This is a genomic window from Exiguobacterium sp. 17-1, from assembly GCF_023096305.1.
GTDB classification, from domain to species: Bacteria; Bacillota; Bacilli; order Exiguobacteriales; family Exiguobacteriaceae; genus Exiguobacterium_A; species Exiguobacterium_A sibiricum_A.
In genome coordinates this window covers 643574-661332 of the sequence record NZ_JALIGJ010000001.1, presented here as the reverse complement: position 1 = coordinate 661332, position 17759 = coordinate 643574, and the positions used below count along the sequence as shown (strand labels likewise).

Genomic DNA, 17759 nt, shown 5'->3' with positions numbered 1-17759 from the left:
GTTCCCATTCATTTGCATTATAAGTGGCGATAGATGGCTTCCCATGCCGCATCGACACCTTCACCCGTTTCTGAAGAAAATGGAATGAATGTGTCTTGCCCGTCAAACTGTAATTTCCGCTTGATTGCCGCAATCTGTTTATCGCGTTGACCACGCTTGATTTTATCGAGTTTCGTCGCTACGACGATGACCGATAAATCATAGTATTTCAAGAAATCATACATGATGACATCATCTGCTGAAGGTTCATGACGGATATCGACGAGGAGAACTACCCCTTTTAAGATTTCACGTGTCGTGAAATACTTTTCCATCATCTTGCCCCATGCCTCACGCTCGGTTTTTGAAACTTTCGCATATCCATAACCGGGTACGTCGACAAACATGACTTCATCATTGATGTTAAAGAAGTTTAACGTTTGTGTTTTACCCGGTTTTGATGATGTGCGGGCGAGTGCTTTTCGCTGAACGAGTTTGTTAATGAACGACGACTTTCCGACGTTCGAACGTCCGGCTAGTGCTACCTCTGGAAGGAGTGGTTCCGGATAATGTTCCGGATTGACACCACTCGTAATAAAATCTGCTTTATAAATTTTCATGTTACTCTCCTTTTAATGCATGTTCGAGCACTTGATCCATTGTCGCGACTGGTATGAAACGAATGCCATCCCGGACCGTTTCCGGAATTTCATCGATATCACGTGTATTATCTTGCGGCATCAAAATTGTCGTCAGACCGGCACGATGGGCGGCAAGTGACTTCTCTTTTAAACCACCAATCGGCAACACCCGTCCTCGTAACGTAATCTCTCCGGTCATACCGACATCTCGCCGTACAGGTCGTTTCGTCAACGCGGAAATCAGTGCGGTCGCGATTGTGATACCTGCCGAAGGGCCGTCTTTCGGGACTGCGCCTTCCGGAACGTGAATGTGGATGTCTTGTGTCTCATAGAAATTTGGATCAATCTTAAACGCTTCTGCATTCGCCCGAACAAAGCTGTACGCCGTTTGAGCCGACTCTTGCATGACGTCTCCCAATTTCCCCGTTAACTGCAGTTTCCCTTTACCTGGAGCGAGACTCACTTCAATCGTCAGTGTATCGCCCCCAAATGCAGTATACGCTAAACCGGTCACCGCGCCAATCGTATCTTCAAGTTCACTTTGACCGTAACGATAGATCGGTTTACCTAAGAAGTCAGGTAAATTGCGTTTCGTGACCGTAACCCGTTTCTTTTCACCCATTGCGATTTGCTTCGCCGCTTTTCGGCATAACGCACCGATGACACGCTCTAAACTCCGGACACCTGCTTCCCGTGTATACCGGCGCACTACCTCTTGTAAGGCATCCGGTTTAACCGTCAGCTGACTTTTTTTCAGTCCGTGCTCTTTTAATTGTTTCGACAATAAATGCCGGATTGCAATCTCTGTTTTTTCCTGTTCCGTATAGCCGCCGATTTGAATCAGTTCCATCCGGTCAAGCAAGGGTCCCGGAATATTTGAAACATCGTTTGCGGTTGCAATGAAGAGGACGTTGGATAAATCAAACGGTTCTTCGATATAGTGATCGGAAAAACTGTTATTTTGTTCCGGATCCAGCACTTCAAGCATCGCTGAAGACGGATCGCCACGGAAATCGTTTGCCATCTTATCGATTTCATCGAGCAGGAACACCGGATTGTTTGTTCCGGCTTGCTTCAAGCCGCGAATGATCCGGCCGGGCATGGCTCCGATATAGGTCCGGCGGTGCCCTCGGATTTCCGCTTCATCGCGTACTCCACCAAGCGAGACACGAACGAATTTCCGTTCAAGCGCTGTAGCAATTGACCGGGCCAGTGAGGTCTTACCTACTCCCGGAGGACCGGCGAGGCATAAAATCGGCCCCCGTAACGAATCGGTCAACTGTCGGACCGCCAAGTATTCGAGAATCCGTTCCTTCACTTTTTCCAATCCATAATGATCCTCATCCAACTGTTCCGATGCGGCTTCGACGTTCAAAAAGTCGTCGGTCGCTTCGTTCCAAGGAAGGGAGAAGAACCACTCCAAATAATTCCGGATCACACCATGTTCCGGACTCGTTGCCGGGACGACTGAAAGACGGTTGATTTCTTTTTCGATGTTAACGACTGCCGTTTCCGACAAATCAAGCATCGCTAATTTTTCTTTATACTTCACAGCGTCACTTTCTGCCGAGACTGCTTCTCCACCGAGTTCCTGTTGAATCGTCTTCAACTGTTCCCGTAGATAATATTCACGTTGCGACTGTTCAATCGTCTTTTTCGTCCGTTCCCGCATTTCGCGTTCCAGTTCGACGACTTCATATTCATGTTTCATGACATCAAGAAGCATGACCCCACGCTCAACGGGATCATTCTCTTCCAGAAATCCCTGTTTTTTCGCAATGTCGATCGGCAACTTAGAAGCGATATAATCTGTCAACGAGTCGAGTCGTTCGTATGTCTCAAAACGGCGCCGTTCATCTGTCCCGATTCCTTTGATGCGTGATACCAATTGTCCAAATTGTTCCTTAATCAGACGGACGAGCGCTTCTTGCTTCGCTCCTTTGATGTCTGCTTTTTCAATCGGTTCGATACTCGCTTGATAGCCTTCATCCGTTTCTGTTACTTGATCGATTCGGACACGTTCTTTACCGATAACCCGCACGCGGACCGTGTCGTTGCCAAGCTCACTCATTTTCGCAATCTGAACGAGCGTGCCGATCGTATGCAAGCCGTCAACGGATGGTTCCGCTTCCGGATCTCGTTGCGTGACGACAACCAAATCAATTTCATGTTCTTTCGATGCCAGTAATGCTTTGAGCGAGACAGGACGCCCGACATCAATCGTCAGGCCGATTAATGGATAGGCGACGACACCACGTAGTGGCAATAATGGATATTGTTTTGTCTTCATCAAAAATCTCCTCCTAAACAAAAAGACTCGGAAAGGCGTACAAGTAGCCTCCGAGCCGATTTGTCACGGTGTTACGCCGTTTCTTTTTCTTTACCATGTTCAATTGTGCCATCCTTCAACTCAAGCGTCGGACCGCGTTTTCCAGTCAACGTTTCTGCTGTGATGATGACTTTCGCAATATCTTCACGTGATGGAATTTCAAACATGATATCAAGCATCGTTTCTTCGATGATTGAACGAAGACCACGTGCTCCTGTTTTCCGTTCAATTGCAAGTTTCGCAATTTCGACGAGTGCGTCATCTGTGAAGTCGAGTTCGACATCATCCAGTTGAAGCATTTTTTTGTATTGTTTGACGAGTGCATTTTTCGGCTTTGTTAAGATTTGAACGAGCGCTTCTTCGTCAAGCGGCTCAAGTGTCGCCATGACAGGTAAACGTCCGATGAATTCCGGAATCAATCCGAATTTCTGTAAATCTTCCGGTAAAGCAGCCGCAAGAATTTCTTTTTGCGTCAGGTTACGGTTCTCAGAATCGTTTCCGAATCCGATGACCTTTTTACCAAGACGACGTTTAATCGATTGGTCGATCCCGTCAAAGGCACCACCGACGATGAACAAGATGTTCGTCGTATCGATTTGAATGAATTCTTGATGCGGATGTTTCCGGCCACCTTGTGGCGGAACGCTCGCAACTGTACCTTCTAAGATTTTCAGAAGCGCTTGCTGCACACCTTCACCTGAGACATCACGTGTGATCGATGGGTTCTCGGATTTACGGGCAATTTTATCGATTTCATCGATGTAGATGATACCTTTTTCTGCTTTTTCGACATCATAGTCAGCAGCTTGAATGAGTTTTAAGAGAATGTTCTCAACATCTTCCCCGACATATCCGGCTTCCGTCAGGCTTGTTGCATCCGCGATTGCGAACGGAACATTCAGAATACGGGCCATCGTTTGTGCGAGGAGTGTTTTACCACTACCAGTCGGTCCAATCATGACGATGTTGGATTTAGACAATTCTACGTCGTCGGCACGTCCACCGGCATTGATCCGTTTATAATGATTGTACATCGCGACAGATAACGATTTTTTCGCTTTTTCCTGCCCGATGACATAGTCATTTAAAGTCGCACGGATTTCATGCGGTTTTGGTACGTTCTTCAGTTCGACTTCTTCTTCTGTACCAAGCTCTTCTTCGACGATCTCATTACAGAGTTCGATACATTCATCGCAAATGTATACGCCAGGTCCAGCAACAAGTTTGCGCACTTGTTCTTGTGTCTTTCCGCAGAAAGAACATTTTAGCTGACCTTTTTCTTCGTTAAATTTAAACATAAAGGTCCACCCCTTTAACGTGGAATTTGTATAGATCCGTTTCGCATCTATTCTCACGTTTTACTATTTATGATTGTAGCATGAACAAGGAAACTCTTTCAAATCTTGGATGAGCGTTTTACAGTTTGATTTGAAAAATATAATTTTGTTTGTCCTTGTTTGACCTATCGTACAAAAAAATCGACTTCAAGACCAGAAATTGGTCTTGAAGTCGATCCTGTTCGGTTGTTTGCTTATTTCGCTTTTGCGTTGTCAACGAGAACGTCGATTGCTTTACGGAACTGGAGATCACCTTTAAGTGTATCAAGTCCGCCTTGTGGTGCAAGCATCGTTTCGAGTTGATCTGCAGGAATGTTGTAGAGTTCAGACATCGATTGAAGTTCAGCTTGCGCTTCTTCTTCAGTAACTTCGATTTTTTCATCTGCAACGATTTGTTTAAGAACGAGACGAGCTTTAACGCGCTCTTCTGCTTGTTCTTTCATTTCAGTGCGCATTGCCTCTTCAGTCGTTCCAGTTAACTGGAAGTACATGTTAAGGTCAATTCCTTGTGACTGAATGCGTTGTGTGAATTCCTGGACCATACGCTCAACTTCGTTTTCAACCATGACTTCTGGAAGATCAACTGTTGCGTTTTTAGTCGCAGCTTCAACCAACTCATCACGCATTGAAGCATCAGCTTCTTGTTTACGTGTGTTTTCAAGACGTGTACGAATTTTTGTTTTCAACTCATCAAGAGAAGAAACTTCTTCGTCCATTTCTTTAGCGAACTCATCTGTCAATTCAGGAAGTTCTTGTGCTTTGATTTCATGGATTGTTACTTTGAATACGACTGGTTTTCCAGCGAGTGATGCTTCATGGTACTCTTCTGGGAACGTGACGTCGATATCTTTTTGCTCGCCTGATTTAAGACCAACCATCTGCTCTTCAAATCCTGGGATGAAGTTTCCAGATCCGATGACGAGTGAGTAATTTTCTGCAGTTCCGCCGTCGAATTGGTTTTCACCATCGAAACCTGCGAAGTCGAATACGACTGTATCGCCATTTTCGATCGCGCCGTCTTCTTTAACGACGAGCTCTGCACCGCGTTCTTGCATTGTTTTGAGTTCAGCATCGACATCTTCGTCTGTAACGTCTGTTTCGACTGCTGTGTACTCAAGACCTTTGTACTCACCGAGTGTTGCGTCCGGCTCAATCACGAATGTGATTTTGAACTCAACTGGTTTTCCTTTTTCGAGTGTTTCGACGTCGATGTTATCAAGCGCGATTGGCTCGATTCCTGATTCGACGACAGCACCTTCGATTGTGTCTTGATATAAGATATCAAGTGCATCTTGGTAAAGTGCTTCTTCGCCGTACATTTTGTTAAACATTGCGCGTGGCATTTTTCCTTTACGGAAACCTGGTGTGTTCAATGTCTTAACGACTTTTTTGAACGCTTGGTCTACCGCTTTATCAAATGCTTCAGCAGGCGCTTCATACGTGAGAACGCCGAGGCTACCTGATTGTTTTTCCCATTTTGCAGTCATGCTGAGTCCCTCCAAAAATGTCAATTAGCGTACGTGTGTGTACAACAAGTCACATTATAGCACAATCGTTCTGAGGATTACCACTGTTGAACGAGGCATTCCCTTGAATTAGAGAAGTAATGCCTGCTCGTACTGTTTCCCTTCCGGTAATACGAAATAAACAGCCTGATAAATCCTTTTAGCTTGTTCACTCAAACCGGATGGTGGTGTTTCCGAACTGAAGTCGAGTTCTGTCAATTCATCGACTGCATCCAACCATTTCTGCCAGCCGTCTTCCCCCTCCAGTGTTTCTTTCGGAAAGACGATTTGATACCAACTCATGAACAACAGTGCCTTAAACGGATCCATTCGTCTTAATTTAAATGTCTCGTCACTAAAAGACTGTAATTCTAGCGCCTGTCTCGTGACATGTCTCTCGAGTTGATCCAGATTTTCAAAGACATGTTCTACCCGGATGGACGGAATCGATATCCGAAGCGGAAAGAGGTTCCGATCCTTAGGTAGTTGTGGAAGCCATGTCTGAATGACGAGAGCACTCTGTTCTTTGACATCTTCTCCCGTGAAGTAGTCCTGAACAATGTAGTGGACGAAAGAAGGATTTGTCTGTAAATCGAGTTGTCCGATTAATCGAAACTGTTCTGCAATCGTCCCGAGCCGGTAAAATTCAACCCAGTCACCTGCGTCTAACTGCAATGGTGATGTTTCACGGATTTTCACATAGGAGGAATCATCCGTTTGTCGAGCATCCCCTTTCTTACGCGAGAGCGACTGGGCCATTTCGTCTAATTTTAATGCAAGACCATACGGAAGATAGGGAGAGGCCGTCCGTAAGGCCACGTTAAATGAATACCGCTCTCCCTTTTCATACATGAAAAGGGCAATGAGTTGCTCGACACCATCTACATCCAGAAAAGGCTCGGCCACCTGTAAATAGGCCTCCACACCTTGTTCAGTTTTCATAAAGGCTTCCTGAATCGTATAGAGCATATAGAGAATGTCTTCTTCTGTTTCCAAGATTTTTAGTTGCCCCAACTCAGCCGTCAACTCATCTTGACTCAGTCTTGCAAGCCGCTTTCGCTCGTCTTCCAACGGTTGTTCCATCCAACGTGATTGCGACTGATTCACAGTCATCCCACCTTTTTCATATCTGTCTTACTTTGTAAACGGATCAAGCAAAGAAGTCCAGTTCGAGATGGCTTCTTGTAATTGCCCCGCCTGTTCGATTCCCATTTTGTTAAGTGTATCCAAGGAAACATCGGTTTCCAGCAATCGTGTGATATCTTCCGATTGATTTACGTACTGCTCCAGTTTTTCACTTAAGTTCTTCAGCTCCGCGGGCGGACTGTCTAAATTCGCAAGCCGTTCATCAATTTGGTTCAACTCTTCGTTCAACTGTTGAACCGTTCCATCATTTTGTAATTTTTCGATTTGCTGATCAAGTGCTTGTTCCGGATTTGCGGCATCGCGTGCTTCCGTCGCTGCCTGGTCGAGTTTTGTCGATAACTCTGATGTCACTTTCGACGTATCCTTGGCGATATCTTGCAATTGTCCTGCATAATCGACACTATTCTTTACATCCGTCACTTGTTGTTTCGCATTATCCACTGTATCCGTAACCTCGCTACAGCCGGCTAAAGCCGCTGTCAGTAAGAGGATTCCACTCATTCTCTTCAACATCTTCATCATCCCTTTCAAGTTCATGATACCTTAAGTATACCCGAAAAAAAGCATAAAAAAAAGAGACCTCCCTCATAAGGGAAGTCTCTATTTTAATTATAGTGTCCCAAGAGGGATTCGAACCCCCGACCGACGCCTTAGAAGGGCGTTGCTCTATCCAGCTGAGCTATTGAGACGTGTCAACACGAATAAACTATACTAAAACAATTCTTTCGTGTCAATCACATTCGTAAAAACTCTTTTTAAAGTGTCCCGTCGAGATGTAAAGCATTAATTTTTTCACCTGTCAAATCATAAAAGTCGACTGTAAATTGATTATTTTCTACCGCCAGCAACGCATACGTCTTTTCCGGACGATGGCGCGGCATCCGGATTGAACCCGGATTGATGAATAATTTACCGTCCCGCTGTTCGGCTTTTGCGACATGCGAATGACCGTATAAGACAATTGTTGCCGCTTTTTGATCAGCGTAGTGAACCAATTGATCCAGACTGTACTTCACATCTTGCCGGTGACCGTGGACACATAAAACACGAAACGCGCCCAGTTCCTCAACGACGTCATCCGGAAAATCATTCCCGTAATCACAATTTCCTTTTACAACACGATAGGGATATAACGATTCGGTATTCCCTGTCAGTTGGGAATCACCGCAATGAAAGGCAACATCTGCTTCTTGGTGGCGGTTGAATATCGTCAATAGTTCCTGATCGAGACCATGGCTGTCACTTACGATTAACGCTTTCATCTAAAATCACTCTCCCAAAAAAGTAGTTAATGCCGCTTCAAGTTTTCGCAATGCTTGTCCACGATGGCTGATGGTCGCCTTTTCACTTTTTGTTAGTTCGGCTGCCGTCTGATTTAATGACGGAATGAGGAACAACGGATCGTAACCAAAACCGTTTGTCCCCTTCCCTTCAAATCCAATTTGCCCTTCCATCGTCCCGCGGACAGTCAATGTTTCACCCGACGGTTTTGCAAGCGACAAGGCGCAGACGAAACGAGCTGCCCGCTGATCTGCCGGTGTATCTGCTAATTTTTCTAACAACAACGCATTATTGGCCGCATCCGACTTGTCCTCTCCTGCAAAACGGGCAGAGTAGACGCCCGGTGCTCCATTTAACGCATCCACTTCAAGCCCGGAATCATCCGATAGTACGGCGTGACCAAAGTAGGCTGCCGCTTCTCTGGATTTCAATTCCGCATTTTCTTCAAATGTCGATCCGGTTTCTTCGGTCTCCGGTGCCGTCTCGTAATCCAGTAAGGATTCAACGTCGTATCCGAGTCGTCCGAGCATCGCTTGAAACTCACCAACTTTTCCTGGATTTCTCGTTGCTACGATAATTTTCATCCGTGCTCCACCTCTTCCCCGACATACCACCATGAGGCGCCTAACGATTGTTCGGCCGCATGAAGGAGTTCTTCAATACCCTTTTCCCCAAGTTCAAGCATATCGAGCATTTCTTTGCGAGAAAAGGTTGCTTCTTCCCCTGTCGCTTGCAGTTCGACGATTTTTCCGGATGATGTCATGACAAGATTCAAGTCGACATCTGCCGCTGCGTCTTCTTCATAACAAAGATCAAGCAACAGCTCCGTCCCGACTTTCCCGACGGATACTGCCGCAATTCCTTCTTTGATTGGTGTATCCGTCAGCTTGCCGCTTTGAATCAATCCGTCAACCGCTAAGACAAGCGCCAGGAAACCGCCTGTAATCGCCGCTGTCCGGGTTCCACCATCTGCTTGCAGAACATCACAATCAATCCAAACCGTCCGTTCGCCCAATTTCTCCAGATTGACGACAGAACGTAATGCCCGACTGATCAATCGCTGAATTTCCATCGTCCGTCCCGTCTGCTTTCCTCGAACGGCTTCCCGTCCTGTCCGTTGTGCTGTCGCCCGCGGCAACATCGCATATTCGGCATTGATCCAGCCGTGTCGTTTCCCGCGTAAAAAGGGCGGGACTTTTTCTTCGACCGTTGCGGTACACAAGACGCGTGTATCCCCAACCGATATCAGTACGGATCCTTCCGCGTGTTTACTGACACCCGTCTCAAAATGAATTTTCCGCATATCCGTCCGTCCTCTTTGATCTAAACGCATTTTTCTTCCTCCGTTCCTAACACTAACCGTTTCGCTTGAACCGGTTGATTTAACCAGTCACTGGCGATTCGTTCAAAAGAGCGTGTATCACCGGTTGCATGATAGACATGTTCCGGAACACGATCAAGATCTGCCGTAATGCCGTTATAATCAAGCAATGCACTGACTTCAAGCGCCGTCTCATCTCCTGAAGAAATCAGCTGGACGTCTGGTCCGATGACTCGTCCAATGACTTCTGCAAGCAACGGATAGTGCGTACATCCTAAAATCAGTGTATCCATATCGTATGAGAGCAATGGTTTCAACGTGTTTGCAACGACGCGCTCAACATACGCTCCACTTGTCTGGGATGATTCGACAAGCGGGACGAACGGTGGACAGGCTAGCGACTCGACAACGACCTGACCCTCAACGTGACGTAATGCTTTTTCATACGAGTTGCTTTCAATCGTCATTTTCGTACCGATGACACCGATTCGTTTCGACCGCGTCACTTTGACCGCTGCCCGTGCACCGGGATCGATGACACCGATGATTGGAATCGATAACTTTTGACGCGCTTCTTTTAAAACGACCGCTGTTGCCGTATTGCAGGCGATGACGATCAATTTCACATCCTGAGCGACAAGAAAATCAATCATCTCCCACGTAAATTGACGAATTTCTTCTTCCGGCCGGGGACCATACGGACACCGTAATGTATCTCCGACATATATGATTTGTTCATGGGGCAGCTGACGCATCAATTCACGTGCGACCGTCAATCCACCAACCCCAGAATCTAATACTCCAATTGATCTATTCACGATTTCCCCTCACTTTCCTCTCATCTCATATGGTAACAAAAAAGGACGACGGTGCAAGACCGGCGTCCAAGAATGTACGATAAAGGATTACTGAGCAAGACCTTCGTTTGTCAGCATATCTGAAAGAGTCGTGATAGCTTCAGAAGCATCGTCACCGTTTGCAACGATTTTGATGTCTGAGTCTTTTGCGATTCCGAGTGAAAGAACACCCATGATCGACTTGAGGTTAACAGTCTTTCCGTTGTATTCCAAGTTGATATCTGATTGGAATTTAGAAGCTGTGTTGACGAGTTGTGTTGCCGGACGAGCATGAATGCCTGAATCCGCGATGACTTTGAATGTTTTTTCCATGATTAAGAAATCTCCCTCCACTAATAACGTACTAGTGAGTCGTTTTCGAATATGTGAACTCATTATCAAATGATAACGGATTCGAATCGATTCTGCAAGGAATTTTTATAGGCTTCATTCCAAGGAAAGGCATTCCCGGAGCGATCAATCTGAACCATCGAGGTCCGTCCTGTAAACATCAATTCCTCTTGTTCACTGAATGCCGCGTAATGGACATCACACGAAGCCGTTCCGACCTGGACAGGATACGCGTAGACGGCAAGACGGGCCCGTGGATAGACTTGTCGGATGTAGTTACACTGCGCATCCGCGACGACGACGATTCCGTCATCAGCAAGCGAGTAGCCTGTTTCTTCAAGCATCAAAGTCCGGACATCTTCGAAATAAACGAAGGGAACCCGATTATTCATGTGACCGTAAGCATCGGTTTCAGCGAACCGGACCGCGACATCAAGCCGTGTGCCGTGCTTCATCTGTTCCAACCACTGGTCCAAATCATTGATATAACTAGGTACACGCACAACCATTTCCTCCTTAAATTATAAAAAGAAGGAGCATCGCCCCTTCTTTAATTTTACGTTTTCGTATTAACGACTGACTGCTTCTCCCGTACGTCCTTCGTCACTGCCGAAGAATTTCTTGAATGAGTGCAATGTCGTTTGACGGTTCATCGCTGCGATTGACGTTGTCAATGGAATTCCTTTCGGACACACTTCCACACAGTTTTGTGCGTTTCCGCACTGCATGATTCCACCGTCTTCCATCAAAGCTTCAAGACGCTCTTCTTTGTGGAACGCACCGGTTGGATGCGAATTGAAGAGACGGACTTGCGAAATCGATGCCGGTCCGATGAAGTTCGACCGGTCGTTGACGTTCGGGCACGCTTCAAGACAGACACCACATGTCATACATTTCGAAAGTTCGTATGCCCATTGGCGTTTGTTTTCCGGCATCCGGGGTCCTGGACCTAAATCATACGTCCCATCGATCGGTACCCATGCTTTGACTTTCTTCAAGGCATCAAACATCCGTTGACGGTCGACTTGAAGGTCACGGACGATTGGGAACGTCTGCATCGGCTGAAGACGAATCGGTTGCTCGAGCTTGTCGACAAGTGCTGTACATGATTGACGGGGTGTTCCGTTGATGACCATTGAACACGCCCCACATACTTCTTCCAGACAGCCCATATCCCAGTTGATGGGTGTCGTTTTTTCTCCGGCTGCGTTGACCGGGTTACGACGAATCTCCATCAAGGCCGAAATGACATTCATGTTAGGGCGGTAAGGGACTTCAAATGCTTCATCATATGCTTTACCATCCGGTCCATCCTGACGTTGGACGATGAATTGAACCGGTTTTTGATTCGTTTTCTGTTCGAGTGGTGTCGCCATTATGCCTTCACCTCTTTCTTCGACTTCTTGCTGTAGTCGCGTTTACGCGGTGGAATCAAGGATGTATCCACTTCTTCGTAATAGATTTCCGGATGACCGTTCGTGTAACGGGCCATCGTCGTTTTCAAGAATCGTTCGTCATCACGTTCCGGGAAGTCCGGTTTGTAATGGGCCCCACGGCTCTCATCCCGTTTTAAGGCTCCAAGCGTGATGGCTTCCGCAAGATCAAGCATATGATCGAGTTGACGAATGAACGATGCGCCCTGGTTGCTCCAACGCGCTGTATCCGTCGCTGAAATGCGTGTGAAACGGTCGCGGAGTTCCTTGATCTTCTCAAGCGTTTGCTCGAGTTTGTCATTGTAACGAACAACCGTGACGTTATCCGTCATGACTTCACCGAGTTCACGGTGGATTTGATACGCATTTTCCGTACCTTCCATCGCGAGGATGTCGTTGAAACGGTTGATTTCTGCAATCTTATGCGCTTCGACGACTTCTTCCGGCATTTCATGGACGGATTGATCGAGATCGTTCATGTAAGCGATGGCTGCCGGTCCAGCGACCATTCCGCCGTATACGGCAGACAATAACGAGTTCGCTCCTAGACGGTTACCGCCATGCATCGAATAATCACACTCACCGGATGCAAATAAGCCCGGGATGTTCGTCATTTGATCATAATCGACCCATAATCCACCCATTGAGTAATGGACTGCCGGGAAGATTTTCATTGGTACTTTTCGTGGATCATCTCCGACGAATTTTTCGTAGATTTCAAGAATCCCACCCAGTTTGACGTCCAGTTCTTTCGCATCTTTGTGAGAAAGGTCAAGGTAGACCATGTTTTCCCCGTTGACACCAAGCTTCTGATTGACACAGACATCGAAGATTTCGCGCGTCGCGATATCACGTGGCACAAGATTTCCGTAAGCCGGATATTTTTCTTCAAGGAAGTACCATGGCTTACCGTCTTTGTAGGTCCAGACACGTCCACCTTCACCACGTGCTGATTCGCTCATGAGACGGAGTTTATCATCTCCGGGAATCGCTGTCGGGTGAATCTGAATGAACTCGCCGTTTGCATAAATGGCACCTTGACGGTAGACTGCCGCCGCTGCCTGCCCTGTGTTGATAACCGAGTTTGTTGATTTTCCGAAGATAACCCCCGGACCACCTGTTGCTAAAATGACTGAGTCAGCTGCGAACGCTTCGATTTCCATCGAACGTAAGTTTTGACACACCGCACCACGACAAATACCTTCTTCATCGATGATTGCACGAAGGAATTCCCATCCTTCATATTTTTCTACCAAACCTTGCGCTTCAAACTTACGGACCTGTTCATCGAGTGCATACAACAATTGCTGCCCTGTCGTTGCACCGGCGTAAGCCGTCCGGTGATGTAATGTTCCTCCGAAACGACGGAAATCAAGTAATCCTTCCGGTGTCCGGTTAAACATGACGCCCATCCGGTCGAACATGTGAATGATTTTCGGCGCTGCTTCCGTCATCTTTTGGACCGGTGGCTGGTTGGCTAAGAAATCGCCGCCATATACCGTATCGTCCAAATGCTGGTAAGGTGAGTCACCTTCCCCTTTCGTGTTGACGGCCCCGTTGATTCCCCCCTGTGCACAAACGGAGTGTGAACGTTTGACCGGTACAAGTGAGAATAATTTTACGGGCACACCTTGTTCTGCTGCTTTTATCGTAGCCATCAAACCGGCGAGTCCTCCACCGATGATGACAAGATTCTTATTCGCCATGTTGTTAGTTCCCCTTTCCTTACAACACGCCTGCAAACGTCAAGATCGAGCGTACGCCTACAAACGATAATCCGATGAATACGAGGGCTGCCACATAAGACATCGCTTTTTGAGAAGCGGGTGATTGTGTGATTCCCCATGTGATGCAGAACGTCCAGAGACCATTCGCCAAGTGGAACGTCGTCGCTAAAATTCCGACGATGTAGAAGGCAAGCATGAATCCGTTATCGACGATATTTTGCATCATACTCGCATCAACTTCCGTACCCATTGCTGCCGCAATCCGTGTTTCCCAAACGTGCCATGTGATGAACACGACAAGGAAAATACCTGAAAAGCGTTGTAGCACATACATCCAGTTCCGGAAGTATGTATAACGACCTGTGTTCGCGGAACCAGTAAACGCGATGTAAACACCGTAGATACCGTGTAGGATGATTGGAATGAAGATGACAAACACTTCCAAGAACAACCGATACGGAACGCTCCCCACGACTTCCGCAGCCTTATTAAAGTCTTCCTCCCCACGAACGATGAAATAGTTCGTCGTAAAATGAGAAAGTAAAAATAACCCGATTGGAATGACGCCGAGCAGTGAGTGTATTTTACGCCCCACGAAATCACGATGATTCGTCATCCAAATCCCCCCTTTTGTTTGCCAATCAAATGTTGGCGCATTTTGGTAGAAAAGCGCTTTCATAAGGAAATTCGTCTTTTCATCACTTATTCTACTCCTGTCCTTTTTATAAGACAACCCGAGCCGTTGCATTTAACTGCAAATAACTGCAAATTTTTTCAGGAAAACAATGACCGAGGAGAATTACCCCGCTATAATAGTTTGAGAGATAGGAGTGATTGTTGATGGATTCAGTACCAACCCCCTCTTCCACATTCGGAATCGAACTGATTCGTGACTATGTGCTGATGGATTTATTAGGAACAGATTACCGCCATGTCATCTATTGGGCAGGCAAGCGACTGGCACGTGAATTTCCGGTCTTAAGTGCAGAAGAAGCAGCTCCCTTTTTTTACGAAGCGGGTTGGGGACATCTCGAACTAAAAAAACAAAAAGGAAACTCTTTGAGTTTTGTATTAACACCCCCTGAATCGACACGCCTCGACCGTCCTGCAGGCTATTTCCAATTAGAAGCCGGCTTTTTAGCGGAACAATTCTCTCGACTGCACGGTTGTGTGGCGGAAGGATATGCAGAATTAAACAAAACCAGCGTACATATTTTGATTGAGATTGATCCAAAAGATCCGATAGAACGCTCACTTTGAAATCTATACAGGAGTTTTAAAGCGGACCTCGAATTCTTGAAACATGAAACCTTTTTAGTTTGATTGCCGTATCCATACTTAGTCGCATCTACCAAAGGAGGAATTTTTATGTTCAAGAAACTAGCAGCCGATTTAACAGGATTCAGTGATATTGGGCAAGTGATTCACCCGGACGATTTTGACAAGGCCGCTGCGGACGACTACGTGTTACACGAAGACGGCGAAAAAATTTATTTCTTAATCAAATCGAAAACGGATGAGTACTGCTTTACGAATCTGGCGCTTGTTCACCTTGACGGCGAAAGTGCCGTCAGCTCAAAACGTGTTCTCTACCGTTATCCGTATGCCCATTACCCGATTCGTCATGTCATGTTTGAAACGGCCGGTACGGTTGATCTCGATGTCGAGATCAAGTTTGAGATTGGCGGAAAACACTATTCGATTGATGTCGATAAAAAACAGCTCGAACACGTGAAGGATCTTTACAAAGCGCTTCTCGCCATTGCCGAAAAACAATACGAGGGACAAAAGATGCTTGAGTTCGCTAACAGTTCACTGAATCATTCCGTGACGATTCTCGGCGGTCTCCGCCAAGGCGATATGAACGTCCCGCAAACGTTCAAAGACTTATCGCAAGAGTCGTTTGACTGGTTACAGGGACATTACTACAAGTGGAATCAAAAAGACTTTGGTTCGTTCTACGAAAAATATATTAATAACTAAAACTGCTGTTTTAGCTTAGCCTGTTGGATTCACAAAAAACGCGCTGTCCTCTCATTTTCTATTAGAAAATCGAGAAACAGCGCGTTTTTTTATTTTATTCCTCATTCGTCTGACTGAGATATTCCGCAACCGTCTCTGCTAACTTAACGGGTAAACCCGCTTCTGTCAGCTGTTCGATGTTCGCTTTCTTCAAACTCCGCATCGACCCAAAATGGCGGATCAACTGTTGACGGCGTTTTGGCCCGACTCCGGGAATGTCGTCAAGCAGCGACCGAGTCATTCCTTTTGAGCGCAACGAACGGTGGAATGTGATGGCAAATCGGTGGACCTCATCTTGCATACGTTGCAGCAAATAAAACGCACTCGAACGCGGATGCAGTTCAATCAACCGACCGCCTTCCCCGAACAATAATTGACTTGTCCGGTGCTTATCGTCTTTTTTCAGTGAGCCGACTGGCAGGGATAATCCCAGTTCATCTTGAATCACTTCGAGTGCGGCATTTAATTGCCCGAGTCCACCATCGATCAAGACAAGATCCGGCAAACGTGCTCCTTCAAGCAATAAACGCCGGTAGCGTCGTCTGACGATTTCCCGCATCGACTCATAATCATCCGGTCCTGTGACAGTCTTGATTTTAAATTTGCGATACTCTTTTTTGAGCGGTTTTCCGTCTTCGAAAACGACGAGTGCCGAGACGGCATCAGCACCTTGAATGTTGGCATTATCAATGATTTCAATCCGCGATAACGGATGGATATCAATTGCATCGGCCAGTTCCTGAACAGCCTGAACGGTTTTCTTTTCATCACGGGCAATCAGTTCGAACCGTTCGCCGATTGCGTTTTCCGCATTTTTCGTCGCAAGATCAAGCAACTTACGTTTTGATCCGCGGACCGGGACATGGACACGCAAACTAAGCGCTTCTTTCAGCAACATCTGATTGACGAGGGGTGGGACATAAATCTCGCTCGGTTTAATGTTTTTTTCGTAGAACTGGACGATAAAACTCTCGAGCTCTTCTGCCGGTGTCCCGTAAATCGGAAACAATGACACGTCGCGCTCAATCATTTTTCCGCCACGCAGGAAGAAGACCTGGACACACATCCATCCCTTGTCGACATAAATCCCGAAGACATCCCGCGCGGTCAGGTCTGCCGTAATCATATTTTGCTTGTTCATGATGGATTCAATCGCCCGAATTTGGTCACGCAACTCCCCTGCCCGCTCGAATTCCATCTCTTCCGCTGCAACGCTCATCTTTTGTTGCAACGACTGGACCAGGTCTTTTGTTTCTCCCGACAAGAAACGGCGGATTTCCGAAACGATGTCTTTTTGCACACCTTCAAGGTTCGAAATTTCGCAAGGACCAAGACATTGACCGATGTGGTAATACAAACACAACTTCTTCGGCATCGGCTGACATTTCCGGAGCGGATATAACCGGTCGAGCAGACGTTTCGTTTCGTTCGCAGCATAGGCGTTCGGATAAGGACCAAAGTAATGTCCGCCGTCTTTTTTTAATTTACGGGTCGTAATCAGACGCGGATACGTCTCATTCGTAATTTTTAAATAAGGATAGGATTTATCATCCTTCAGCATAATGTTATATTTCGGGTCGTGTTTCTTGATCAGTGTCATCTCAAGAAGCAAAGCTTCCAGCTCACTTCCCGTAATGATGTATTCAAAATCACGGATGTCTGCGACAAGCCGTTCTGTCTTTAAGTCATGTGCACCGGTGAAATAAGACCGGACACGGTTCTTTAAATTTTTAGCTTTTCCGACATAAATGACCTCACCAAATTGATTTTTATGCAAATAGCAACCCGGTTCGTCAGGTAAAAGGGATAATTTCGCCTTAATATGTTCTTGATGACTCACAAAAATGTCTC

Annotated in this window: 18 protein-coding genes and 1 tRNA gene; 2 read left to right on the top strand and 17 right to left on the bottom strand. The window is 46.4% G+C overall.

What is annotated here, in order from left to right; translation table 11 throughout:
* Positions 1-17 precede the first annotated feature (17 nt).
* The 16 genes from yihA to MUN34_RS03135 form a co-directional block, all read right to left on the bottom strand.
* Positions 18-599: a ribosome biogenesis GTP-binding protein YihA/YsxC gene (yihA, locus tag MUN34_RS03210; RefSeq protein WP_012371013.1), complete on the bottom strand. Its 582-nt coding sequence runs from the start codon at positions 597-599 to the stop codon at positions 18-20.
* Position 600: 1 nt separating this feature from the next.
* Positions 601-2910 carry an endopeptidase La gene (gene lon, locus MUN34_RS03205; RefSeq protein WP_247856855.1) on the bottom strand — a complete coding sequence of 770 codons (2310 nt, stop codon included), beginning with the start codon at positions 2908-2910 and terminating at the stop codon, positions 601-603.
* A 71-nt stretch (positions 2911-2981) separates the two neighbouring features.
* A complete protein-coding gene (gene clpX / locus MUN34_RS03200; RefSeq protein WP_026827787.1) occupies positions 2982-4247 on the bottom strand; it encodes an ATP-dependent protease ATP-binding subunit ClpX in 1266 nt (421 codons plus the stop codon).
* A gap of 233 nt (positions 4248-4480) precedes the next feature.
* Positions 4481-5773: a trigger factor gene (tig, locus tag MUN34_RS03195; RefSeq protein WP_012371016.1), complete on the bottom strand. Its 1293-nt coding sequence runs from the start codon at positions 5771-5773 to the stop codon at positions 4481-4483.
* A 108-nt stretch (positions 5774-5881) separates the two neighbouring features.
* Positions 5882-6904, bottom strand: a complete 1023-nt coding sequence (locus MUN34_RS03190) for a hypothetical protein (RefSeq protein ID WP_247856854.1) — start codon at positions 6902-6904, stop codon at positions 5882-5884.
* A 21-nt stretch (positions 6905-6925) separates the two neighbouring features.
* Positions 6926-7450, bottom strand: a complete 525-nt coding sequence (locus MUN34_RS03185; protein WP_247856853.1) for a hypothetical protein — start codon at positions 7448-7450, stop codon at positions 6926-6928.
* Positions 7451-7552: 102 nt separating this feature from the next.
* A tRNA-Arg gene (locus MUN34_RS03180) sits at positions 7553-7626 on the bottom strand.
* 66 nt (positions 7627-7692) lie between these two features.
* Positions 7693-8199, bottom strand: a complete 507-nt coding sequence (locus tag MUN34_RS03175; protein WP_026827784.1) for a metallophosphoesterase family protein — start codon at positions 8197-8199, stop codon at positions 7693-7695.
* A 6-nt stretch (positions 8200-8205) separates the two neighbouring features.
* Positions 8206-8802 (bottom strand): XTP/dITP diphosphatase, encoded by a 597-nt coding sequence (locus tag MUN34_RS03170; RefSeq protein ID WP_247856852.1) that lies wholly within the window; start codon positions 8800-8802, stop codon positions 8206-8208.
* Positions 8799-9551, bottom strand: coding sequence for a ribonuclease PH (gene rph, locus MUN34_RS03165; RefSeq protein ID WP_247856851.1), 753 nt, complete (start codon positions 9549-9551; stop codon positions 8799-8801). The genes MUN34_RS03170 and rph overlap by 4 nt, the downstream gene beginning before the upstream one ends.
* The gene (gene racE, locus MUN34_RS03160) at positions 9542-10357 is read right to left on the bottom strand and encodes a glutamate racemase (protein WP_026827781.1); all 816 of its coding nucleotides are present in this window, start codon (positions 10355-10357) and stop codon (positions 9542-9544) included. Before racE ends, rph begins: the two co-directional genes overlap by 10 nt.
* An 87-nt stretch (positions 10358-10444) precedes the next feature.
* The gene (locus MUN34_RS03155; protein WP_026827780.1) at positions 10445-10708 is read right to left on the bottom strand and encodes a phosphocarrier protein HPr; all 264 of its coding nucleotides are present in this window, start codon (positions 10706-10708) and stop codon (positions 10445-10447) included.
* Between the two features lie 65 nt (positions 10709-10773).
* On the bottom strand, positions 10774-11235 hold the full coding sequence (locus MUN34_RS03150) for an acyl-CoA thioesterase (RefSeq protein ID WP_051525124.1): 462 nt from the start codon (positions 11233-11235) through the stop codon (positions 10774-10776).
* A 60-nt stretch (positions 11236-11295) separates the two neighbouring features.
* Positions 11296-12102, bottom strand: coding sequence for a succinate dehydrogenase iron-sulfur subunit (gene sdhB / locus MUN34_RS03145; RefSeq protein ID WP_012371025.1), 807 nt, complete (start codon positions 12100-12102; stop codon positions 11296-11298).
* A complete protein-coding gene (gene sdhA, locus MUN34_RS03140; RefSeq protein WP_012371026.1) occupies positions 12102-13865 on the bottom strand; it encodes a succinate dehydrogenase flavoprotein subunit in 1764 nt (587 codons plus the stop codon). The genes sdhB and sdhA overlap by 1 nt, the downstream gene beginning before the upstream one ends.
* Before the next feature lie 19 nt (positions 13866-13884).
* Positions 13885-14502 carry a succinate dehydrogenase cytochrome b558 subunit gene (locus MUN34_RS03135; RefSeq protein WP_026827778.1) on the bottom strand — a complete coding sequence of 206 codons (618 nt, stop codon included), beginning with the start codon at positions 14500-14502 and terminating at the stop codon, positions 13885-13887.
* A gap of 224 nt (positions 14503-14726) precedes the next feature.
* On the opposite strand from MUN34_RS03135, the gene MUN34_RS03130 reads away from it, so the two are divergent.
* Positions 14727-15146, top strand: coding sequence for a DUF2507 domain-containing protein (locus MUN34_RS03130; RefSeq protein ID WP_026827777.1), 420 nt, complete (start codon positions 14727-14729; stop codon positions 15144-15146).
* 108 nt (positions 15147-15254) lie between these two features.
* The gene (locus tag MUN34_RS03125) at positions 15255-15869 is read left to right on the top strand and encodes a PH domain-containing protein (protein WP_012371029.1); all 615 of its coding nucleotides are present in this window, start codon (positions 15255-15257) and stop codon (positions 15867-15869) included.
* Between the two features lie 94 nt (positions 15870-15963).
* On the opposite strand, the gene uvrC is transcribed toward MUN34_RS03125, so the two are convergent.
* Positions 15964-17748, bottom strand: coding sequence for an excinuclease ABC subunit UvrC (uvrC, locus tag MUN34_RS03120; protein WP_247856850.1), 1785 nt, complete (start codon positions 17746-17748; stop codon positions 15964-15966).
* Between the last annotated feature and the right edge of the window lie 11 nt (positions 17749-17759).

Bases quoted from the DNA above. Each gene is read 5' to 3' on its own strand.
- yihA (WP_012371013.1), bottom strand. From the start codon at position 599: ATGAAAATTTATAAAGCAGATTTTATTACGAGTGGTGTCAATCCGGAA.
- lon (WP_247856855.1), bottom strand. From the start codon at position 2,910: ATGAAGACAAAACAATATCCATTATTGCCACTACGTGGTGTCGTCGCC.
- clpX (WP_026827787.1), bottom strand. From the start codon at position 4,247: ATGTTTAAATTTAACGAAGAAAAAGGTCAGCTAAAATGTTCTTTCTGC.
- tig (WP_012371016.1), bottom strand. From the start codon at position 5,773: ATGACTGCAAAATGGGAAAAACAATCAGGTAGCCTCGGCGTTCTCACG.
- MUN34_RS03190 (WP_247856854.1), bottom strand. From the start codon at position 6,904: ATGACTGTGAATCAGTCGCAATCACGTTGGATGGAACAACCGTTGGAA.
- MUN34_RS03185 (WP_247856853.1), bottom strand. From the start codon at position 7,450: ATGTTGAAGAGAATGAGTGGAATCCTCTTACTGACAGCGGCTTTAGCC.
- MUN34_RS03175 (WP_026827784.1), bottom strand. From the start codon at position 8,199: ATGAAAGCGTTAATCGTAAGTGACAGCCATGGTCTCGATCAGGAACTA.
- MUN34_RS03170 (WP_247856852.1), bottom strand. From the start codon at position 8,802: ATGAAAATTATCGTAGCAACGAGAAATCCAGGAAAAGTTGGTGAGTTT.
- rph (WP_247856851.1), bottom strand. From the start codon at position 9,551: ATGCGTTTAGATCAAAGAGGACGGACGGATATGCGGAAAATTCATTTT.
- MUN34_RS03155 (WP_026827780.1), bottom strand. From the start codon at position 10,708: ATGGAAAAAACATTCAAAGTCATCGCGGATTCAGGCATTCATGCTCGT.
- MUN34_RS03150 (WP_051525124.1), bottom strand. From the start codon at position 11,235: ATGGTTGTGCGTGTACCTAGTTATATCAATGATTTGGACCAGTGGTTG.
- sdhB (WP_012371025.1), bottom strand. From the start codon at position 12,102: ATGGCGACACCACTCGAACAGAAAACGAATCAAAAACCGGTTCAATTC.
- sdhA (WP_012371026.1), bottom strand. From the start codon at position 13,865: ATGGCGAATAAGAATCTTGTCATCATCGGTGGAGGACTCGCCGGTTTG.
- MUN34_RS03135 (WP_026827778.1), bottom strand. From the start codon at position 14,502: ATGACGAATCATCGTGATTTCGTGGGGCGTAAAATACACTCACTGCTC.
- MUN34_RS03130 (WP_026827777.1), top strand. From the start codon at position 14,727: ATGGATTCAGTACCAACCCCCTCTTCCACATTCGGAATCGAACTGATT.
- MUN34_RS03125 (WP_012371029.1), top strand. From the start codon at position 15,255: ATGTTCAAGAAACTAGCAGCCGATTTAACAGGATTCAGTGATATTGGG.